Annotated in this window: 15 protein-coding genes and 1 pseudogene; 8 read left to right on the forward strand and 8 right to left on the reverse strand. The window is 65.2% G+C overall.

From position 1 onward, the window contains the following. Positions 1 to 82: 82 nt before the first annotated feature. Together RMO95_RS13490 and RMO95_RS13495 are read right to left on the reverse strand one after the other, a co-directional pair. A pseudogene (locus RMO95_RS13490) lies at positions 83 to 853 on the reverse strand (ABC transporter ATP-binding protein); the annotation flags it as partial. Further along, entirely contained in the window at positions 850 to 2487 is a 1638-nt protein-coding gene (locus tag RMO95_RS13495; protein WP_310451152.1) for an acyl-CoA synthetase, read from the reverse strand. The pseudogene RMO95_RS13490 and the gene RMO95_RS13495, both read right to left, overlap by 4 nt. Before the next feature lie 293 nt (positions 2488 to 2780). Between RMO95_RS13495 and RMO95_RS13500 the strand changes: the two genes are divergently transcribed. Beyond that, positions 2781 to 4748: a PAS-domain containing protein gene (locus RMO95_RS13500; protein WP_310451153.1), complete on the forward strand. Its 1968-nt coding sequence runs from the start codon at positions 2781 to 2783 to the stop codon at positions 4746 to 4748. A 222-nt stretch (positions 4749 to 4970) separates the two neighbouring features. After that, the gene (locus RMO95_RS13505; RefSeq protein WP_310451154.1) at positions 4971 to 5681 is read left to right on the forward strand and encodes a response regulator transcription factor; all 711 of its coding nucleotides are present in this window, start codon (positions 4971 to 4973) and stop codon (positions 5679 to 5681) included. Between the two features lie 439 nt (positions 5682 to 6120). On the opposite strand, the gene RMO95_RS13510 is transcribed toward RMO95_RS13505, so the two are convergent. The 6 genes from RMO95_RS13510 to RMO95_RS13535 form a co-directional block, all read right to left on the reverse strand. Further along, complete coding sequence (locus RMO95_RS13510; RefSeq protein ID WP_310451155.1) at positions 6121 to 7314, reverse strand: EAL domain-containing response regulator; 1194 nt, start codon at positions 7312 to 7314, stop codon at positions 6121 to 6123. Beyond that, the gene (locus tag RMO95_RS13515) at positions 7311 to 10157 is read right to left on the reverse strand and encodes an MASE4 domain-containing protein (RefSeq protein ID WP_310451156.1); all 2847 of its coding nucleotides are present in this window, start codon (positions 10155 to 10157) and stop codon (positions 7311 to 7313) included. The genes RMO95_RS13510 and RMO95_RS13515 overlap by 4 nt, the downstream gene beginning before the upstream one ends. 838 nt (positions 10158 to 10995) lie before the next feature. Next, positions 10996 to 11799: a phosphate ABC transporter ATP-binding protein PstB gene (gene pstB, locus RMO95_RS13520; RefSeq protein ID WP_310451157.1), complete on the reverse strand. Its 804-nt coding sequence runs from the start codon at positions 11797 to 11799 to the stop codon at positions 10996 to 10998. A 5-nt stretch (positions 11800 to 11804) separates the two neighbouring features. Continuing rightward, a complete protein-coding gene (pstA, locus tag RMO95_RS13525) occupies positions 11805 to 12740 on the reverse strand; it encodes a phosphate ABC transporter permease PstA (RefSeq protein ID WP_310451158.1) in 936 nt (311 codons plus the stop codon). A 1-nt stretch (position 12741) separates the two neighbouring features. After that, the gene (gene pstC / locus RMO95_RS13530; protein WP_310451159.1) at positions 12742 to 13707 is read right to left on the reverse strand and encodes a phosphate ABC transporter permease subunit PstC; all 966 of its coding nucleotides are present in this window, start codon (positions 13705 to 13707) and stop codon (positions 12742 to 12744) included. Between the two features lie 112 nt (positions 13708 to 13819). Next, positions 13820 to 14806, reverse strand: coding sequence for a PstS family phosphate ABC transporter substrate-binding protein (locus tag RMO95_RS13535; RefSeq protein ID WP_310451160.1), 987 nt, complete (start codon positions 14804 to 14806; stop codon positions 13820 to 13822). Positions 14807 to 14955: 149 nt separating this feature from the next. Between RMO95_RS13535 and RMO95_RS13540 the strand changes: the two genes are divergently transcribed. From RMO95_RS13540 to RMO95_RS13565, 6 genes are all read left to right on the forward strand, one after another. Further along, complete coding sequence (locus RMO95_RS13540; protein WP_310451161.1) at positions 14956 to 15753, forward strand: lysophospholipid acyltransferase family protein; 798 nt, start codon at positions 14956 to 14958, stop codon at positions 15751 to 15753. A 51-nt stretch (positions 15754 to 15804) separates the two neighbouring features. Then, positions 15805 to 16569: a GNAT family N-acetyltransferase gene (locus RMO95_RS13545; RefSeq protein ID WP_310451162.1), complete on the forward strand. Its 765-nt coding sequence runs from the start codon at positions 15805 to 15807 to the stop codon at positions 16567 to 16569. A 118-nt stretch (positions 16570 to 16687) separates the two neighbouring features. After that, complete coding sequence (locus RMO95_RS13550; RefSeq protein WP_310451163.1) at positions 16688 to 17944, forward strand: glycosyltransferase; 1257 nt, start codon at positions 16688 to 16690, stop codon at positions 17942 to 17944. Beyond that, positions 17941 to 18330, forward strand: coding sequence for a diacylglycerol kinase (locus RMO95_RS13555; protein WP_310451164.1), 390 nt, complete (start codon positions 17941 to 17943; stop codon positions 18328 to 18330). Before RMO95_RS13550 ends, RMO95_RS13555 begins: the two co-directional genes overlap by 4 nt. A gap of 109 nt (positions 18331 to 18439) precedes the next feature. Then, positions 18440 to 19633, forward strand: coding sequence for a glycosyltransferase family 1 protein (locus RMO95_RS13560; RefSeq protein ID WP_310451165.1), 1194 nt, complete (start codon positions 18440 to 18442; stop codon positions 19631 to 19633). After that, positions 19630 to 20475 (forward strand): UDP-2,3-diacylglucosamine diphosphatase, encoded by an 846-nt coding sequence (locus tag RMO95_RS13565; protein ID WP_310451166.1) that lies wholly within the window; start codon positions 19630 to 19632, stop codon positions 20473 to 20475. Before RMO95_RS13560 ends, RMO95_RS13565 begins: the two co-directional genes overlap by 4 nt. Positions 20476 to 20627 lie beyond the last annotated feature (152 nt).

Below are 20627 nucleotides of genomic sequence, written 5' to 3' on the forward strand. Positions count from 1 at the left end.
CCGCTTTCGAGCGCAGCGAGCCGCGGTCACCCCCTTCCCCGGGAAGGGGGTCGGGGGGATGGTCGTCAATATCGGGAATTGAAGCCAGGCCACTGGCTTCAGTTCCCATGTAGGCTTCAATGACTTGGGGATCGGCCGCGACCGTCGCGTAATCGCCCGCGGCCAGTACCGCGCCGCGCGCCAGCACGGTGATGCTGTCGGAGATGCCGGCGACCACTTTCATGTTGTGCTCGACCATCAGGATGGTGCGATTGGCCGAGACCTGCTTGATCAGTTGCATCACGCGGTCGACGTCCTCGTGTCCCATGCCCTGGGTCGGTTCGTCGAGCAGCATCAGTTCAGGGTCGAGCGCCAGCGTGGTGGCGATTTCCAGCGCACGCTTGCGGCCGTAGGGCATTTCCACGGTGACCATGGCGGCATAGGCCTCCAGCCCGACGGCGGTCAATAGTTCCATGGCGCGGTCGTTGAGCCGGTTCAGGCTGCGCTCGGACTTCCAGAAATGGAAGCTGGTGCCGAGATTGCGCTGCAGCGCGATGCGGATGTTGTCCTGCACCGTCAGGTGGGGAAACACCGCACTGATCTGGAAGGAGCGCACGATGCCGCGGCGGGCGATCTTCTGCGGCGCCTCGCCGGTGATGTCGATGCCATTGAAATGGATGCTGCCGCGCGTCGGTTCGAGAAACTTGGTCAGCAGGTTGAAGCAGGTGGTCTTGCCGGCGCCGTTGGGGCCGATCAGGGCATGGATCTCGCCGCGGCGAACCTTGAGGTCCACGCCATTGACGGCGACGAAGCCTTTGAACTCCTTGACCAGGCCGGCGGTTTCGAGGATGTAGTCTGGCAACTGAGCGCTCATTCGATCGCCGCCGCCGACTTCATCTGCTGGCGCAGGACGAACTTCTGGATCTTGCCGGTCGAAGTCTTCGGCACGGTGCCGAACACCACTTGCTTGGGCACCTTGAAGCGCGCCATGTGGCCGCGGCACCAGTCGACGATTTCCGCTTCGCTGGCGCTGGCGCCGTCCTTGAGTTCGACGAAGGCGCAGGGCACTTCGCCCCACTTGGCGTCGGGCCGCGCCACCACCGCCGCGGTGAGCACCGCCGGGTGCTTGTAGAGCACGTCCTCGACTTCCACCGAGGAAATGTTCTCGCCGCCGGAAATGATGATGTCCTTGCTGCGGTCCTTGATCTTGACGTAGCCGTCAGCCTGCATCACCGCCAGGTCGCCGGTGTGGAACCAGCCGCCGGCGAAGGCCTGCTCGGTCGCCAGCGGGTTCTTCAGGTAGCCCTTCATGGTGATGTTGCCGCGAAAGAAGATCTCGCCCATGGTTTCGCCGTCCCACGGAACCGGCAGCAGCGTGTCCGGATCGAGCACGGCGATCGCCTGCTGCATGTGGTAAGGCACGCCCTGGCGACCGTTGAGCCGCGCCCGCTCCTCCAGCGGCAGGCTGTCCCAGCCCTCCTGCTTGGCGCAGACCGCGGCCGGGCCATAGACCTCGGTCAGGCCATAGACGTGGGTCAGCTCGATGCCGATCTTCTCGGCGCCTTCGATGATGGCCAGAGGCGGCGCGGCGCCGGCGATCAGGCCGTGCAGCTTCCAGGCGATGCCCTCGCGCAGCGCCGCCGGGGCGTTGATCAGCGCGCCATAGACGATGGGCGCGCCGCACAGATGGGTCACCGCATGGCGGCGGACCAGTTCGAAGATCGCCTGCGGCTCGACCCGGCGCAGGCAGACGTGGGTGCCGGCATTGGCCGCCACGGTCCACGGAAAACACCAGCCGTTGCAGTGGAACATCGGCAGCGTCCACAGATACACGGCATGCGCCGGCATCGGCCAGGAAATGATGTTGCTGGCGGCATTGAGGTAGGCGCCGCGATGGTGATAGACGACGCCCTTGGGGTTGCCGGTGGTGCCCGAGGTGTAGTTGAGGCAGATCGCGTCCCACTCGTCGGCCGGCAGGGCCCAGGCGTAGTCCGCGTCGCCGCCGGTCAGCAAGTCCTCGTACTCGATCGCGCCAAGCCGCCGCCCGCCCTCGTAGAGCGCATCGAGTACATCGATGACGATCGGCCGCTCGCCGTCGAGCAGGGCCAGCGCCTGCTCGACCACGGGCGAGAATTCGGGATCGGTGAGCAGCACCTTGGCCTCGCCGTGGCCGAGCATGAAGGCGATGGCCTCGGCGTCGAGCCGGGTGTTCAGCGTGTTGAGCACGGCGCCGCACATGGGCACGCCGAAATGCGCCTCGACCATCGCCGGCACGTTGGGCAGCATCACCGCCACCGTGTCGCCAGCGCCAACTTTCAGTGCCGCCAGGGCGGAGGCCAGGCGGCGGCAGCGCGCATAGGTCTCGCCCCAGGTGAAGCGGCGCGCGCCGTGGATCACGCTGGCGCGCTGCGGATAGACCAGCGCCGTGCGCTCGATGAAACTCAGCGGCGACAGCGGCACGTAGTTGGCCGGGTTGCGGGCCAGTCCGGTTGTGTAGGGATTGCTCATGGTTTCTCCGCAGGGCCGCCCCGAGGGGAAACGGCCATGAATTTGTGAGCAAAGCGATCAACAATCACCCCCTTCCTCGGGGCGAAGGCAGGGTTTCGTGGAGCACTGCTCCGCGCTGCCGTAGCCGGTCGGCTATGCAGAGCCGACCGTGGGATAGGGGCTGGGGGGCAGGTCGTCATGGTTACTTCTCCTCGGGAAGCGATCATGCGCGGCGATGTTTGCGCCACTGTTGGCCGAATGTATCGAATCGTATCGGCGGCGAAACGCCCGCGCCGCGGGCCTACAATCCCGCCATGCCCCGGCCCCTGTTTCCGCCCATAGCCGCCACCGACACCGCCGCCCGCCTCGACCTGATGCAGGCCGGGCTGGACATGGTGAACCAGGGCTTCACCATCATCGATTCAAATCTGCGGCTGGTGGCCTGGAACCGCAGCTTCATTGAAATGCTGGAGTTCCCGCCCGAATTCGGCCGCTTCGGCACGCCCTTCGAAACCTTCATGCGCTACAACGCCGAGCGCGGCGAATACGGACCGGGCCCGGTCGAGGAGCTGGTCGCGGAACGGGTCAATGCGGCACGCGCCTTCGCCCCGCACTACTTCGAGCGCGTGCGCCCCAACGGCCGCATCATCGCCATCAGCGGCGAACCGGTGCCGGGCCGCGGCTTCGTCACGCTATACACCGACATCACCGAACAGCGCAACAGCGAGCGCCTGATCCGCGAGCAGAACAACGAGCTGGAGCGCCGCGTCGCCGAACGCACCGAGGCGCTGAGCCGCAGCGAGGAGCGGTTGCGCCTGATCACCGACGCGATCCCGGCGCTGATCGCCTACTTCGATTGCAACCGCGTCTATCGTTTCGCCAACCGCGGCTATGCCGAATGGTTTGGCCGGCGCAAGGAGGACGTGCCCGGCCGCGACATCGAGGAAGTCATCGGCAGCCGGCTCGCGGCGGAACTGCGGCCGCATCTCGACGCCGTGCTGGAAGGCCGCGGCGTCAGCTACGAATACGCGCTGCGGCGCGGCGACGGCAGCCTGCGCCACGCCAGCAGCACCCTGGTGCCCGAGTTCGGCCCCGGCGGCGAAGTGCGCGGCGCCTACGTGCTGTCGGCCGACGTCACCGAGCAGAAGAACACCCAGGCCGCCCTGCTTCAGGCGCGCAAGATGGAAGCCGTCGGCCAGTTGGCGGGCGGTCTCGCGCACGACTTCAACAACATGCTGACGGTGGTGATCGGCAACCTCGCCGCGTTGAAGGAGCGCCGCCCCGACGACGCGGCGCTGGCCGATTGCCTCGACCCGGCGCTGACCGCGGCGCGCCGCGGCGTGGATCTGATCCGCCGCCTGTTGTCGTTTGCCCGCCAGCAATCGCTGGAACCGCGTCCGGTGGATGTCGCCCGCCTGCTCGGCGAACTGCTGCCGCTGCTGCGCCGCTCGCTGCCGGAGAGCATCGTCGTCGACACCGATCTGCCCGAGGCCGCGCTGTTCGCCATGACCGATCCGCACCAGCTCGAAAACGCGCTGCTCAATCTCGCCTTCAACGCCCGCGACGCCATGCCCGGCGGCGGCCGGCTCGACATCGCCGTCGGCGCCCGCGCGCTGGCCGGCACGGCGGCCGCCGACCTCGACCTGGCGCCCGGCGACTACATCGAAATCGCCGTGCAGGACAGCGGCCAGGGCATGAGCGCGGCGGTGCTGGCGCGCGCGCTGGAGCCCTTCTTCACCACCAAGGGCTATGCCGCCGGCAGCGGCCTGGGGCTGTCGATGGTCTATGGCTTCGCCAAACAGTCGGGCGGCGGCCTGCATCTGGCCAGCGCGCCGGGCGCCGGCACGGCCGCGCGCCTGCACCTGCCGCGCTGTGCGCCGGCCCCGCAGCCCGAGCCCGACGGCATCGGCATGCTGGCCGCCGCCGCAGGGCACGACCTGGTGCTGCTGGTCGAAGACGACGCCGAGGTGCGGCGCGTGGTGCGCATGCAGCTCACCGGGCTCGGCTATCCGGTGATCGAAGCGGCCAACGGCGCCGAGGCGCTGGCGCTGCTCGAACAGATCGAGCAGATCGCGCTGGTGCTCTCCGACGTGGTGATGCCCGGCGGCGTGGACGGCCTGAGCCTGGCGCGCGAAGTGCGCGCGCGCCGGCCGGGCGTCGGCGTCCTGCTGATGAGCGGCTATGCCGGCGGCCCCGACGTTGCAACAGGAGACGTGCCGCTGCTGGCCAAGCCCTTCTCCAGCCGCGAGCTGGCGGCGGCGCTGGAATCCTGCCGGCCATGAGCACCCCGCACGGCCGCCCGAAGGCGGTGCAAGCCACCACCCGGAGCCGCGCAGCGGCGAACTGTGGTCACCTCCTCCCGCGGGGAGGAGGCAGGGAAGAGGGTAGTCCATGAGCGCTCCGCACGGCCGCCCGAAGGGGCGCCAGTCATCACACGGAGCCGCGCAGCGGCGAACCATAGTCACCCCCTCGCTTGGCGAGGGGGCTGGGGGGAGGGTTGTCCAGTGAGCACCCGCGACGAAATCCACATCCTCGAAGACGACCCGCTGGTCGCCGCCACCGTCGCCCGCGTGCTGGAGGAATACGGCTACGCCACGCGCTGGTTCCGCACCGCCGGCGAACTGCTGGCCGCCGTGGCGCGCCAGCCGCCGCAACTGGCCATCGTCGATCTCGGCCTGCCCGATCGCGACGGCATGGACGTGGTGCGCGAACTGCGCCAGAGCGCCGATTGCGGCGTGCTGATCCTGACCGGGCGCGACATCCTTTCCGAGCGCGTGCTGGGCCTCGAACTCGGCGCCGACGACTACGTGGTCAAGCCCTTCGAGCCGCGCGAACTGGTCGCGCGCATCCGCAGCATCCTGCGCCGCCGCGGCCCGTCCGCCGCGACCGGCAAGGACCGGCGCCTGGCCAGGTTCGACACCTGGCGCTACGACCCGGCCAGCCTAACCCTGGCTGCCGCCGACGGCGCCGAGGAAATCCTCGGCGCGGCGGAAGCGCGCCTGCTGCAATGCTTCCTCGAAAAGCCCAACCGCGTGCTGAGCCGCGAACAACTGGCCGGCAACTCCGACCTGTCGCCGCTCGACCGCAGCATCGACGTCCGCGTCTCGCGCCTGCGCAAGCGCCTCGACGACGACACCCAGTCGCCGCGTCTGATCAAGACCGTGTACGGCGCGGGCTACGTGCTGACGGCCAGGGTGCGCTGGGAAATCGGCTAGGACGAAGACATGTTGGAACCGATGGATGTAGGAGCGAGCTTGCTCGCGACAACGGCTTATCGCGAGCAAGCTCGCTCCTACAGGGAATGCGCCTTTTCCTTGCGCCTTTTCCTTGTTGACTGACTACTGGGGCGGAAAGCCGCGCGCGGTATCAGGCGCGGAAGTCCTTGCTCGGACCGATGCAAGAGTTGGCGCTGGCGGCACGGCTGTTGTTCGGTCGGAGCAGGCGGTCGAGGATTTCCTTAACAGGAAATGCCATTCGGCAAAAACAAATACCGAGGTATTGAGTGAGTGTTATCAGCGTATGAGCAGACATAGCCGAAAATATCCGGCAGCGCCTTTCACGCCATATCGAAGGCGCAAGTAGCGGTGACGAATCCCTGCCATTCCGGTCGCAGCCGGGATTCCAGATAGGCTCTGGAACCGGATAGAGATGGTTTCAGATTGGCGCAAAGTCAGCAACAAACTTCTGGAACGCCATCGCGTCCATCGGCCGGGCGACGAAGTAGCCCTGCACCGTGTCGCATCCAATGACCTTCAACCCGTCCCAGTCCCGCTGCGTTTCCACGCCCTCCGCCACGCTCCTGACCAGCAACTTGCGCGCCATGTCGATGCTCGACTCGACCACGATGCGCAATGCCTTGTTGTCGGCAAAATCCTTGACGAAGGACTGGTCGATCTTCAGCTCGCTGAATGCGATGCGCGTCAGTTGCTGGATGTTGGACGAGCCGGTGCCGTAATCGTCGATCGACAGCGCGAAGCCGTTCATGCACAGACGCGCCAGATTTTCCAGTGCCGCCGCGACATTGGTCATGGCGGCGGACTCGGTGATCTCCAGCACCATGAATTTCGGGTCCACACCGAGCCCGCATACCACCTGGGTGATCCTGTCGGCCAGCGTAGTGTCGTCGAGGGAAACCAGCGACAGATTGACCGAGACCGTGAACCGGTGGCCTTTGTCGTGGAAGCTGCGCAGCGCCGCGGCGGACTTTCCGAGCATGCGGAAAGTCAGATCGTCGATGTTTCCGGCCTGCTCCAGCGCGGGGATGAAAGCATAGGGGCCGATCACGCCATGATCCGGATGCATCCAGCGCGCCAGTGCCTCCGCCCCCGTCAGCCGCCCGGTTTTCATATCCACCTTGGGCTGGAAGAAAGGCACGAACTGGTCGGCGCGTATTCCCTCCAGGATCTCGTCCAGCGCAAAACTGCGTGCGGGGGCTTGCTGTACTTTGCGGGTCGTCAGACGGTAGTTCAGCAGATGTTCCCTGAGGACTTCCGGCAGCACGGGCTTTTCGATCACGCCCAGCAGGTGCACGCCGTACAGCCGGGTCATGCGGCCGACCGAAGCGAGCAGCTTGGCGTCCAGCGCACTGATCAGAATGACGGCAATGTTCCGACTCCCTGCGCCCAGATGGCGGAGGAATTCCATGCCATCCATTTCCGGCATGTTCAAGTCGCAAAGCGCCACGTCGATCGATTCGGATTTCGGGCCGTGAATGATTTCGAGCGCCTGTTTTCCATTGCTTGCGCTGAGGATCGAGGTGACGCCCAGCGAGCCCAGCATGCCGACGAGCATATCGCGCTGGAAGTCGTCGTCTTCCAGAACCATCACGTTCAGATCGGTGATCTTCATCGCTTGCCTCCTGGCTTGTTTGCGGCCGCGAGATAGGTCGCCAGCTCGTCGAGCGCTTCATCCAATGCTGCCTTGGCGGACCTTGCCTTGGCCATATCGTCATTCCGTGCCGCATGCTCGATCGCTTCGCAGCTTGCCGCCAGGGACTTTGCGCCGACCATTCGGCCGGCCCCCTTCATGCGATGTGCGGTGCTCTCCAGACCGGCCCGGTCACCTTGTGCAAGCATTGCCGACAGCTTCAAGTGGTCGGCACGTATATGCGACAGAAAATCTTTCAACACCTGGGGATGCGCGGCGCTGTCCGCAACGACCTTGTTCAGCACCGCATGATCGATAGGCGCGCTGCCCTCTGCCGGCGAAATCGCGGACAATTCCTCGTCAGCCGCGGTGATGGACAGCCATTTCGCCAATGTCGTTCTGAGATGCGCCAGAGTGGCCGGCTTGACCAGGAGGGCGTCCATGCCGGCCGCTTCGCAACGCCCCGCTTCCTCGGCGAGCGCATTCGCCGTCCAGGCGACGATGGGCGTGCGCGGACGCGACTCCTCGGCTTCGATCCGGCGGACTTTCCGGGAGAACTCGTAACCATCCATTTCCGGCATGTGGCAATCGGTGATGACCAGCGCAAAGCGCCCCTCCCGCCACATCGACAAGGCGGCCTCGCCGTTCTCCGCGGTTTCGGCGCGCAGGCCGAGCAGCCTGATTTGCCGCGCCAGCAGGTCGCGATTGATTGGATGGTCGTCCACCGCCAGCACCAGCGGTGCCGCGCTGTCGCCGATGATCAGCGGCTTGACCTCGCGCTGCTTCACTTCCGGGTGCATGCCTTCCACCAGTTCGCCCGGCGCACCGGAAATCGGCAGGATCAGCGTGATGCTGAATACCGAGCCGCGCCCGTGCTCGCTTTGCAATTCGATCTGTCCGTCCAGCAATTCCGCCAGGCGCCGGCAGATTGCCAGACCCAGGCCGGTGCCGCCATACATGCGGGCGGTATCGGCGCTTTCCTGCCGGTAACGCTGAAACAGTCGTTCCTGGACATCCGCGGCGATGCCCATTCCCGTGTCCTTGACCGAGAAGCGTACGCGATCGCCGCTGTCGAGGTGATCCAGCAGTTCCGCGCGCAGCTCTATCTCTCCCTGTTGCGTGAACTTGATCGCATTGCTGACGAAATTGTTCAGCACCTGCGACAGGCGCAGCGGATCGACGATATAGGCCGCAGTCAGCCGCGCATCGACGTGCTGCCAAAGCGTCAGGGACTTTGCGCTGGCCACGCGCGAATAGGTGTTGACTACATCCTGCAGCAAGTAGGGGATCGAGGTGGGACGGGGCGAGATTTCGAGTTTGCCTTCTTCGATCTTCGACCAATCGAGGATGTCGCTGACGATACGCAGCAGCCCCCGGCCGGAATCCCAGGCGGCGTCCAGGGTTTTGTGCTGCTCCTGATCGAGTTGCGTCAGGGAGAGCAATTCCAGCATCCCGAGCATGCCTGTAAGCGGGGTGCGAATCTCGTGGCTCATGGTGGCGAGGAAGGCGGACTTTGCCTGGTTTGCCTGCTCGGCGTCGGCGCGCGCCTTCGTTAGCTCGTCGATTTGGCGTTTGCGGTCGCGGAGATCATGCAAGGTGCCGATGAAAAGTCTTTCCCCATCGTGCGAGAACTCGCTGATCGAGAGTTCCAGTGGAACGAGATCCCCGTTCTTGTGTTGCCCCGTCACTTCGCGGGATGTGCCGATGATGCGCGCCCTCCCGGTTTGCATGTAGCGCTGAATGTAGCCATCGTGCTCGCTCCGCTGCGGCTCCGGCATCAGCACGGATACATTGCGCCCAAGCAACTCCGCGGCTGAATAGCCGAGCACGCGCTCGACGGCCGGGTTGCTGTTACAGACCATGCCCTGAGCGTCAATCGTCACGACCGGATCGTGAAGATTGCTCATATAGGCTCTTTCCCTGGCGCTGGCAGATGCGAGCTGCACGTAGAGCTTGCCGTTTTCCAGCAGCAACGCGATCAGCACGCAGCTCGCGGCCATCAAGCCATAGACGCGCCCCATATACCAGCCAACGTCGTAACGACCGTGGTTAAGTACCGCGGCCAGCGCGACGTCGAGTATCCAGATGAGCATGATGACCATCAGCCACATGTCGAGCAGCGAATGCGGCTTGCGCCGCCAGAGCAGCGCCAATGCCGCAAGGCTGAGCACCCAGACGGCGATGGCGACGAATATTTTCGCGCTGGCATCCATGTTGCCGCTCATGATTTGCGGGAGCAGCCAGGCGCCGCTCGTGGCGAGCAGCATGAACGCCGAGGCAAGGGCCGATGCGATGATCACCGCGATCCACATCGCCCAAGCCAGTGGAATGCGTCGCTCGATCGGCGTCACCGCTTTGCCTTTCAGGACCGCATAGGCGATGACGAATAGCGGAAAAGAGCCATGCCAGAGGAAATACAGCCAGGCAGTAGTTTGCGGTCCTGAGTTCAGAAGACCGGATGGTGCAAACAATCCAGGAAAACTCAACGCATGGAAGATGGCCATCGCAGCATTGAAAAGATAGCCGCAGGCAATGACCAACAGTCCTCGCGAGCGCAGGATGTCGTACTGTCCCAGCAGAAGGATGAACGTAATGACGTCCCCGATGATTATCGCGGACTGATAGATGGGAAGGAAGGCCGGAATCGGCGTGAGCGGCACTTGGGCAAACGGCGCGGTGCCAAGAAAGGCCAGCATCGATCCCAGCACGATGACGTATGCCAGGCGCTTTTCGTGACGGCTGGGACGCACAGTCGATATGAACGGCGAAGTGTCCTGTTTCACCGTCTCGATACGTTGATCGACAGTGGCTTCAATTACCGCCATATCACCATCCCCCTCTGGTTATGGGAACAACGGATCGCGCGCAATAATCACAGAGACACGGGGCCGCCCAATATGACTATGATGAAGTATTGCGATAGAACTGTCTATTGACCGAAAGTTATATGTGATAAAGGCTGGACAAAATCACTCCATGTATATGGGCGCCGTAAACACTGGAATCAAAGCCGTTGCCAGAGGGACTCGCCGCTGATGCGGCATATTGTTTTGCAGTGAGGCATCAAACCAGCATGCGGGTCTGATGCATGGGCGAATGCAGATGTCGATTCCCAATTGGTGCGTGACTGCTCCGGGTCACGAGTACGCGTTCGTTGCCCAGGGAAACTGACGCTCGACTTGCTGATTTGATCAAAGTCAACTCACTGTCGTGTTGCTGACGTAGGGAAAGTCGAGTGCCGCCGGCGGCAAAGGCCAAACTCCCGCTGAAAGCAAGATTGTGGTGAGCGGCCGTTTGATGGCTGGTAAGCCGCCATCGCCCATGAACATGTCATCAGTCTCATTCGGGCACAAAACGGCAGGCCATCCCACACATCACCCACGGCTGCCGCGGCCGAATATCCGCCGTACCGCCAGCGCCAACTCTTGGTGGTTTGCTTCGCAACACTGTGGGGCTGGCTTCAGCCAGCCGGAGTGGATGGCGGACTGAAGTCCGCCCTACGGTCCGCCCTACAGGCCGCCCACCCTGCCCCAAAAGGGAACGGCTATTTCGCCAGCACAGGGCTAGCCGAACCTGCCTTCCCGGTAGTGGCTCCGGCCGGCGTTTCGCGCCGTAACCCTCGCTACGCTCGCGTTAGCCTGCGCCGCTACATCGCGGGAAGCTTCAGCCGAACCTTCCCGTGATGTAGTCCTCGGTCGCCTTCTTCTGCGGCTTGATGAACAACTGGTCGGTGACGCCGAATTCGACCATCTCGCCTAGATACATGTAGGCGGTGAAATCGGAGATGCGCGCGGCCTGCTGCATGTTGTGGGTGACGATGAGGATGGTGACCTTTTCCTTCAGTTCGATGATCAGCTCCTCGATGCTCGCGGTGGCGATCGGATCGAGGGCCGAGGTCGGTTCGTCGAACAGGATGATCTCGGGGTCGGAGGCCAGGGCGCGCGCGATGCACAGGCGCTGCTGCTGGCCGCCGGAGAGGTTGGCGCCGAGTTCCTTGAGCCGGTTGCTGACTTCGTTCCACAGCGCAGCGCCCTTCAGCGCCGATTCGACGCGGTCGTCGAGTTCGTTCTTGTTGCGCATGCCGCGCACGCGCAGGCTGTAGGCGACGTTCTCGTAGATCGACTTGGGGAAGGGGTTCGGCTTCTGGAACACCATGCTGATGCGCATGCGCACTTCGATCGGATCGACCTCGGGCGCCAGCAGGTTGGTGTTGTCCGGATACAGCACGATGCCGCCGCCGGCATAGCGGTTGCCCGGATACAGGTCGTGCATGCGATTGAAGCAGCGCAGCAGCGTCGACTTGCCGCAACCGGAGGGGCCGATCAGCGAGGTGACCATATGGTCGTGGATCGGCATCGAGACCCGTTTCAGCGCATGGAAGGCGCCGTAATAGAAGTCCAGTTCGCGGACATCCGCCTTGAGCACGGCGCCCTCGACACCGGCTTCGAGTCCAACGGGTATTTGCATGGTATTTACCACTTGATGTTCTTGCGCAGACGATAGCGCACGTAGATCGCCAGGCCGTTCATGGCCAGGGTCATGAAGACGAGGACGAAGCCGGCCGCCGCGGCATTGACCGTGAAGGCCGCCTCGGGCCGCGAGGTCCAGTTGAACATCTGGATCGGCATCACCGTGAAGGGCGCGAAGATCCAGTCGAACAGGCCGGCTGGCGGCTCGCCGGTGAAGGGCGCCGTGGGCAGGAAGGCGATGAAGGTCAGCGCGCCGATGGTGATGATGGGCGCCGTCTCGCCGATGGCGCGCGCCATGCCGATGATCACGCCGGTGAGTATCCCGGCCGAGGAATACGGCAGGATGTGGTCGCGCACCGTTTGCCAGGTGGTCGCGCCGCAGGCGTAGGACCCTTCGTGGATCGATTGCGGAATGGCGCGGATGGCTTCGCGCGTGGCGACGATGATCACCGGCAGGATCAACAGCGCCAGCGTCAGGCCGGCGGAGAGGATGCTCTGGCCGAAGCCGAAGTAATACACGAACAGCCCCAGGGCCAGCAGGCCATAGACGATGGAAGGAATGCCGGCCAGGTTGCTGATGTTGATTTCGATGATGTCGGTGATCCAGTTCTTCGGCGCGTATTCCTCCAGATAGACGCCAGCCGCGACGCCCAGCGGCACGGCGGCCAGCGCCGTCACCAGCATCACCAGCACGGTGCCGACCCAGGCCGAGAGGATGCCGGCATTGGCCGCGCGGCGCGAGGGAAAGGAGGTGAAGAATTCCAGATCCAGGCGCGGCACGCCCTGGATCGCCATGTCGAGGAACAGCACGCTGAAGGTCAGCACGCCCACCATCAGGGAAAGTATGCCGAGCATGGCGAAGAACATATCCCAGCGCTTGGCCCGCGCGATGATGACGCGAACGGCGCGAATGGCGTTGGGATCGGCGGCATTGACCATCTCAATACACCTCGCGGAAACGCTTGCGCAGCCAGTAGCCGAGCAGGTTGAAGGCCAGCGTCATCAGCAGCAGGGTGAGGCCGGCGGCGAAGATGGTCTGGTAGCCGATCGAACCGTGCGGCAGGTCGCCCAACGCCACCTGCACGATGTAGGAGGTGATGGTCGCACCCGGCTCGGTAGGGTTGAAGGTCAGGTTCGGTTGCATGCCGGCCGCCACGGCGAGGATCATGGTTTCGCCGACCGCACGCGAAATGCCGAGGATGTAGGCCGAGGCGATGCCCGAGGTCGCCGCCGGCGTCACCACCCAGAGCGCGGTCTGCAGCCGCGTCGCGCCCATGGCGTAGGAGCCTTCGCGCAGCGCCATCGGCACCGCGCGCATGGCGTCTTCCGACAGCGAGGCGACGTAGGGAATGATCATGATGCCCATGACGAGGCCGGCCGACAGCAGGTTGAAACCCGGCAGGTCGGGGTAGATCTTTTGCAGGATCGGCGTCAGGAAGGTCAGCGCGAAGTAGCCATAGACGATGGTCGGTACGCCGCCCAGCAGTTCGAGGAAAGGCTTGGCGATCTCGCGCAGCTTGAAGCCGGCGAACTCGGACAGGTAGATCGCAATGATGGTGCCCAGCGGAATCGCCACCAGCAGGGCCACGCCGGAACTGGTCAGGGTGCCCGAGAGCAGCACCATGATGCCGTAGTGGGCGTCGTCGAACAGCGGCGTCCATTGCGTGTCGAAGAGAAAATCCGACAGCGGCACGGTCTGAAAGAACACCCAGGATTCCTTGACCAGCACGTACACGATGGCCACCGTGACGAACACCGAGAAAGCCGCGGCGCTGAACAGCAGGGCCTCGATGATGCGTTCCTTGACGTGACGCGAGGCCTTCTTGCGCAGCCGGTCGCTGACGCCGTTCCCGATCGACGTGGACGGCGCCCCGTGGTGAGAAGGCAGGACTGCGCTGGCGGTCATTACTGGATTCCGGGAGGGTTCGATTCAGGGCTGTGCGCGATTATAAAGGCGCGCATCGATCAAGGCGGACGCCGCCTTGCCGGCAACGTCCGCCCAGACCGGTCGCGGAAGCTTACTCCTTGGGATTGCGCTTCAACAGGTCGGCCACCTTGACCCCGACCTCGGCCTCGCCGCCGAACCCGGTGCCGGTCTTCTTCTTGCTGAAGTTGTCCAGCGCATGCTTGTAATCGGCAGCGCCCAGCGGCACGTACTTGACTTCCTTGGCCAGTTTGGCGCCATGCTTGAGGTAGAACTCGACGAATTCCTTGATCTCGGGGCGATCCATGGACTTGGCGCTGACATAGATGAAAATCGGGCGCGCCAGCGGCTCGTATTCGCCGGCCATCACGGCCTCCAGCGAGGGCGTGACGGCCTTGCCCTTGGGATTGACGATCTGCACCGCCTTCAGCTTGCCCTTGTTTTCGTCGTAGTAGGCGAAGCCGAAGAAGCCCAGCGCATTGTTGTCGCGCGAGACGCCCTGCACCAGCACGTTGTCGTCTTCCGAGGCGGTGAAGTCGCCGCGGCTGGACTTCGACTTGCCGTTGATGGCTTCGGTGAAGTAGTCGAAGGTGCCGGAATCGGCGCCGGGGCCGAAGAGCTTGAGCGGGGCATCGGGCCAGGCCGGGTTGACGTCCTTCCACTTCAGGACCTTGCCCTGGGCGGCCGGCTCCCACATCTTCTTGAGTTCGGCGACCGTGAGCTGGCTGATGAAGGTGTTCTTCGGATTCACCACGACGGTCAACGCGTCGAAGGCCACCGGCAATTCGATGTACTTGATGCCGGCCTTGGCGCAGTCTTCCATTTCCTTCTTCAGGATCGGGCGCGAAGCGTCGGAGATGTCGGTCTCGCCGCGGCAGAACTTCTTGAAGCCGCCGCCCGTGCCGGAAATGCCGACGGTAACGCGGACGCTGCCCTTCTTGGCCTTCTGGAAATCCTCGGCCACCGCCTCGGTAACGGGAAACACGGTCGAGGAGCCGTCGATCTTGATCAGCGCCTGGGCATGAACGGCAGCGGTGGCGAAGACACCGGCGACGACGGCAGCAATTTTCAGGGATTTCATTAATAGACTCCTTTGTGCTTGCGAAATGGAAGCCCGCAGTCTAGGCAGCGAATGTTACAGCGCCGTGAAATCGTTTCAGCCTGAAGGGAAATTGTTTCCCTGCGCCTGGAAGTCATGCCCCTGTAACCGGGCCATCCTATCCTCGACCGATGCGGCCCTTTCCCCTGTTTCCAAGCCTGCGCCTGCTGCTGATCGGACTTCACCTGGTCTCCGCCGCGCTCCAGGTCGGCCTGCTGTTTCCCTTGGCCGGCAGCGCCGTGCGGCAGCGCCTGAAACGCGCCTGGTCGCGGCAACTGCTGGCGCTGCTTGGCATCCGCATCGAAGCGGCTGGCGGCGGCCTGGACCGCATCGAGAACGGCCTGCTGGTCTGCAACCACGTTTCCTTCATCGATATCTTCGTCCTCAACGCCCTGCTGCCGTCGGGCTTCGTCGCCAAGAGCGATATCGCGCAATGGCCGCTGATCGGCTGGCTCAGCCGCCGCAACGACACGGTGTTCATCGAACGCGGCAGCCGCAAGGCGGCGCACGACACCCGGCGCAACATGCAAGCGGCATTGAGCGCCGGCACGCGCCTGGTGGTCTTTCCGGAAGGCACCACCACTGCCGGCGAGCGCCTGCTGCCCTTCCACGCCGCCCTGTTCCAAAGCGCGATCGACGCCGCCGTGCCGCTGCACGTGCTCGCGCTCAGCTACCACGGGGCCGATGGCCTGCGCTCCGCGGCGCCGGCCTACATCGACGACATCAGCCTGATGAGCTGCCTGATCAGCGTGCTTGAGGCCGGCGGCCTGGTCGTGCATGTCGCGCTGGCGGCCAGCTTCGCCCCGCCGCTGGCCGATCGCCGCCATCTCGCGCACCGCGCCCACCAGGCGGTGGCGGCTGCGCTGGCGCGCCCCGGCACCGCGAATGCCGTGCAATCCCCGCGTAACGAAGCGGCAATCAAGCGGTAACCCAGGCTCCCGACAATGCTGGCGACCCCGAAACAAAAACAGGAGAACGCCATGCAAAAACAAGGCATCGAAACCGGCACCGCAGCCGGCCAGCACCCCGCTTACACGGTTGCGCTGGCGCACAGCGAAGAGGAAGTCCGCGAGGCGCAGCGCCTGCGCTACAAAGTATTCGTCGAGGAACTCGGCGCCCGCATCCACTCGCGCCTGCCCCACCACGACATCGATCACTACGACCCGTTCTGCGAACACCTGATCGTGCGCGAAAGCCAGGCCGACCGCATCGTCGGTACCTACCGCATCCTGTCGCCGACGGCCGCGCGCCGGATCGGCAACTACTACTCGGAGAACGAGTTCTACATCAACCGGCTGCAGAACCTGCGCGGCCGCATGGTGGAAGTCGGCCGTTCCTGCATCCACCCCGAGCATCGCAGCGGCGCGGCGATCACCCTGCTCTGGGCCGGTCTGGCCAACTACATGGTGAGCAACAACTACGACTACCTGATCGGCTGCGCCTCGATCGGCATGGCCGACGGCGGACACAATGCCGCCAACCTGTTCATGCAGATCGCACCCGACTACATGGCGCCGGCGGAATACCGCGTGTTTCCCCAGCACGGGCTGCCCTTCGAACGGCTCTGGAATGGCCAGCCGGCCCTGGTACCGCCGCTGATCAAGGGTTACCTGCGCCTCGGCGCCTGGGTCTGCGGTGAGCCGGCCTGGGATCCCGACTTCAACACCGCCGACCTGCTCCTGTTGTTGCCGATGTCGCGCATGAACCCGCGTTACATGCGCCACTTCGTCAAGCCGGCGGCATGAACGCCCGCCGCCGGGCCGCCCCAAGGCGGGCGCAGCCAACAATGTGGAATCCCGGCGCCTGTTGCGGGATGAACCTGAGTCACCCCCTTCCCTGGGAAGGGGGATGGGGGGAAGGTCAATGAGTCTGGGCGGGATTTTCGCAGCAGCGCGCGAAAGCCGCCGCATGCATGTGTTGATGATCAGCGACGTCTATTTTCCGCGCATCAACGGGGTCTCGACCTCGATCCAGACCTTCCGTACCACTCTGGCGCGCCTCGGCGTGCGGGTCACCATCGTGGCGCCCGACTACCCGGGGACGAATAGCGAAGCCGATGCCGATGAGGACATTCAGCGCCTGCCGTCGCGCGCCGTGCCGCTGGATCCGGAAGACCGCCTCATGCGCTGGAGCCACCTCGCGCAACTCGATCGCCGTCTCGCCAACGCCTACTCTTGCGACGTCGATCTGGTGCATGTGCAGACGCCCTTCGCCGCGCACTACGCCGGACTGCGCCTGGCCCGGGCGCGGGGTATTCCATGCATCGCGACCTATCACACGCACTTCGAGGAATATCTGTTCCATTACATCCGCTTCCTGCCGCGCAGCGCGCTGCGTTACGCGGCGCGCTGCCTGGCTCGCCATCAGTGCAATGCGCTCGATGCCATCGTCGTGCCCTCGCAACCGATGGCCGCCACCCTGCGCGACTATGGCGTTGCCGCGCCGCTGCATGTGATTCCCACCGGCTTGCCGGAATCCCAGTTCCTGCGCGGCGATGGCAAACGCTTTCGCCAGACCTGGGGCATAGGGCCGGAATGCGAGATTGCGCTCTTCGTCGGTCGCGCCGCGCATGAGAAGAACATCGGCTTCCTGCTTGAAATGCTGGCCGTCGCACGCCGCCAGCGGCCCGCACTGATGCTGGTGATCGCCGGCGAAGGACCGGCATTGCCGGCCTTGCGTCGCCAGGCCGCGGCGCTGGGGATCGCGGACCATGTGCGTTTCGTCGGCTACCTGCCGCGCGAGGGCGGCCTGCGCGACTGCTACGCCGCCGCCGACGTATTCACCTTCGCCTCGCACACCGAAACCCAGGGCCTGGTGCTGCTCGAAGCCATGGCGGCCGGCCTGCCGGTACTGGCCATTGCGGCCCTGGGCGCCGCCGAAATCATCCTGCCCCGGCGCGGCGCGATCGCCGCCGCCGACACGCCCGAGGCCTTTGCCGCACAACTGGTCGACCTGCTCGGACGTCCGGCCCAACTGGCCGCGATGAGTGGCGAGGGCATCGCCTTCGCCCGCGAGTGGGATGCCACGGCGCAAGGCGCCCGGCTCGCCACGCTGTATCGCCAACTGCTGCGCACGCCGCGCGCCGTCGACTGCCAGCAGCCCGTGTCCACCGGCCGATGAATACAGAACCCGCCATTGAAGAGAGCCCGTTCAAGGGCCAGACCGGGCTGCGCCGCATCTGGAACGCCTTCAGCTACTCGCTGTCGGGGCTGCGCGCGGCTTATCGCAACGAAGATGCCTTCCGCCAGGAAAGCCTGCTGGCGACGCTGCTGATCCCGCTCGCACTGTTCATGTCGGTGCCCGGCTTCGGCAAGGCGCTGATGATCGGCAGCGTCCTGCTGGTGCTCATCGTCGAGCTGCTCAACTCGGCGGTCGAAGCCGCCATCGACCGCATTTCGCTGGATCGGCACCGGCTCTCCAAGCGCGCCAAGGACATCGGCAGCGCGGCCGTGCTGATCGCGCTGATCAACGTGGTGACGACGTGGTCGCTGGTGCTGCTGGCGTGAGCGCCCCGCACGGCCGCCCGAAGGGGCGCCAGCCATCACACGGAGCCGCACTGCGGCGAACCATAGTCACCCCCTCGCTTGGCGAGGGGGCTGGGGGGAGGGTAGTCCAGTGACAGACCCGCTCCACGTTGCCGTGGTCACGGAAACCTACCCGCCCGAGGTCAATGGCGTGGCCATGACGCTGGGCCGCATGGTGCAGGGCCTGCTGGCGCGCGGCCATCGCGTCAGCCTGACGCGACCGCGCCAGCACGCCGGCGACGCGCCGCCAGTCGCCCCGGGGCTGACCACGACGCTGGTGCGCGGCCTGCCGATTCCCGGTTACGCCGGCCTCAAGTTCGGCCTGCCGGCGCCGCGCCTGCTGCGCCGGCAGTGGCGCGCCGACCCGCCGGACGTGGTCCAGGTCGTCACCGAAGGTCCGCTGGGCAGCTCGGCGATCGCCGCGGCGCGCGAACTCGGCATCCCGGTGGTCTCGGAATTCCACACCAACTTCCACAGCTACAGCCGGCATTACGGCCTGGCCTGGCTGGAAGACCTGATCGCCGAGCATCTGCAGCGCCTGCACAATCGCAGCCGCATGACCCTGGTGCCCTCGCGCCGGCTCGGCCTCGATCTGCAGCGCCGCGGCTATCGCAACCTCCGCGTGGTCGCCCGCGGCGTCGATACCGCCCTGTTCAATCCGGCGCGCCGCAGCGCCGCCCTGCGCGCCGCCTGGCAGGTCGGCGACCAGGATCTGGTGGTGGCCCATGTCGGTCGCCTGGCGCCGGAAAAGAATCTGCCGCTGGTGCTCAGCAGCTTCGCCGCAATCCGCCGCCACGCCCCGACGTCGCGCCTGCTGCTGGTCGGCGACGGCCCGGCGCGGGCACGGCTGCTGCGGGACCATCCCGATTACATCCATGCCGGCATGCGCCACGGCGAAGACCTCGCCGCGCACTATGCCTCGGCCGACCTGTTCCTGTTTCCGAGCATGACCGACACCTGGGGCAACGTCACCCTCGAAGCGCTGGCCAGCGGCCTGCCGGTGGTGGCCTACCGCATGGCGGCCGCCGCCGAACTGATACGCCACGGCGACAACGGCATGCTGGCCGAACCCGGCGCCAGCGACCAGTTCGTGCGCGCCGCGCTCGACCTCGTGACGCGCCCCGGCGCCCGCCACCGTGCCGCCTTGGCGGCGCCCCGCAGCGTCGTCGCACTCGACTGGGAGCGCATCCACGAACAACTGCTGGCCGTGCTGCGCGAAGCCATCGCTCGGCCGGTGTCGCCGCCGGCCAGGGAAGCGGCCTACCGCTTCATCGCCGAACCATGAAGGTCCGCTCCATTTTCATCTCCGACGTCCATCTCGGCACCCGCGGCTGCCAGGCCGAACGCCTGCTCGACTTCCTGCGCGACTACGAGAGCGAGAACCTGTTCCTGATCGGCGACATCATCGACTTCTGGGCCATGAACCGCGGCATCCACTGGACCCCGGCGCAGAACACCGTGGTACAGAAAATCCTGCGCCGCGCCCGCCACGGCGAGCAGGTGATGCTGATTCCCGGCAACCACGACGAAGCCATGCGCGAATACGATGGCGTGTCCTTCGGCGACATCCTGGTGCGCTGCGAACACATCCACCTTGCCGCCGACGGCCGCCGCTACCTGCTGTTGCACGGCGACGAATTCGACCAGGTGACGCGCTACCACCGCTGGCTGGCGGTGCTCGGCGACGTCGGCTACAACCTGCTGGTGCGCATCAACGCCTGGCTCTCGCGGCTGCGCCGCCTGTTGCGCCGCCCCGGCTACTGGTCGCTGGCCGGCTACGCCAAGGCCCGCGTCAAGCGTGCCGTTTCCTTCATCTTCGACTTCGAGGATGCGCTGATCCACGCCGTGCGCGAGCGCGGCCTGGACGGCGTGATCTGCGGCCACATCCACAGCGCGGCGATCCGTCCGGTCGACGGCACGGTCTATGTCAATTGCGGCGACTGGGTCGATAGCTGCACCGCCATCGTCGAGCACCACGACGGCCGCCTGGAACTGGTGCGCGCCTGGCAGCCCGTCGCCGCCGCGTTGCCGGCCGAAACCCAGCCGCACGCCGTGTCGCCAGCGCCAACTCTCGACGAACTGCCGCAGACCGGCATTATCTGCGGCGCGGAAACCGTGCGGCTGTAGCAACGGCTGGATCAGCCTGTCTGCCCACCGCCATTCGGCAGCCTCAAGTGCCGACGTCGAATCGCCGTGCCAATGCAAACTTGTTGCTTCGCGTAATAGCTCCACGCCAAGATTTCCAGAAAATACACGGATCAATCTTCGGCCGCACATCC

Source organism: Sulfuritalea sp., assembly GCF_031426875.1.
GTDB lineage: Bacteria > Pseudomonadota > Gammaproteobacteria > Burkholderiales > Rhodocyclaceae > Sulfuritalea.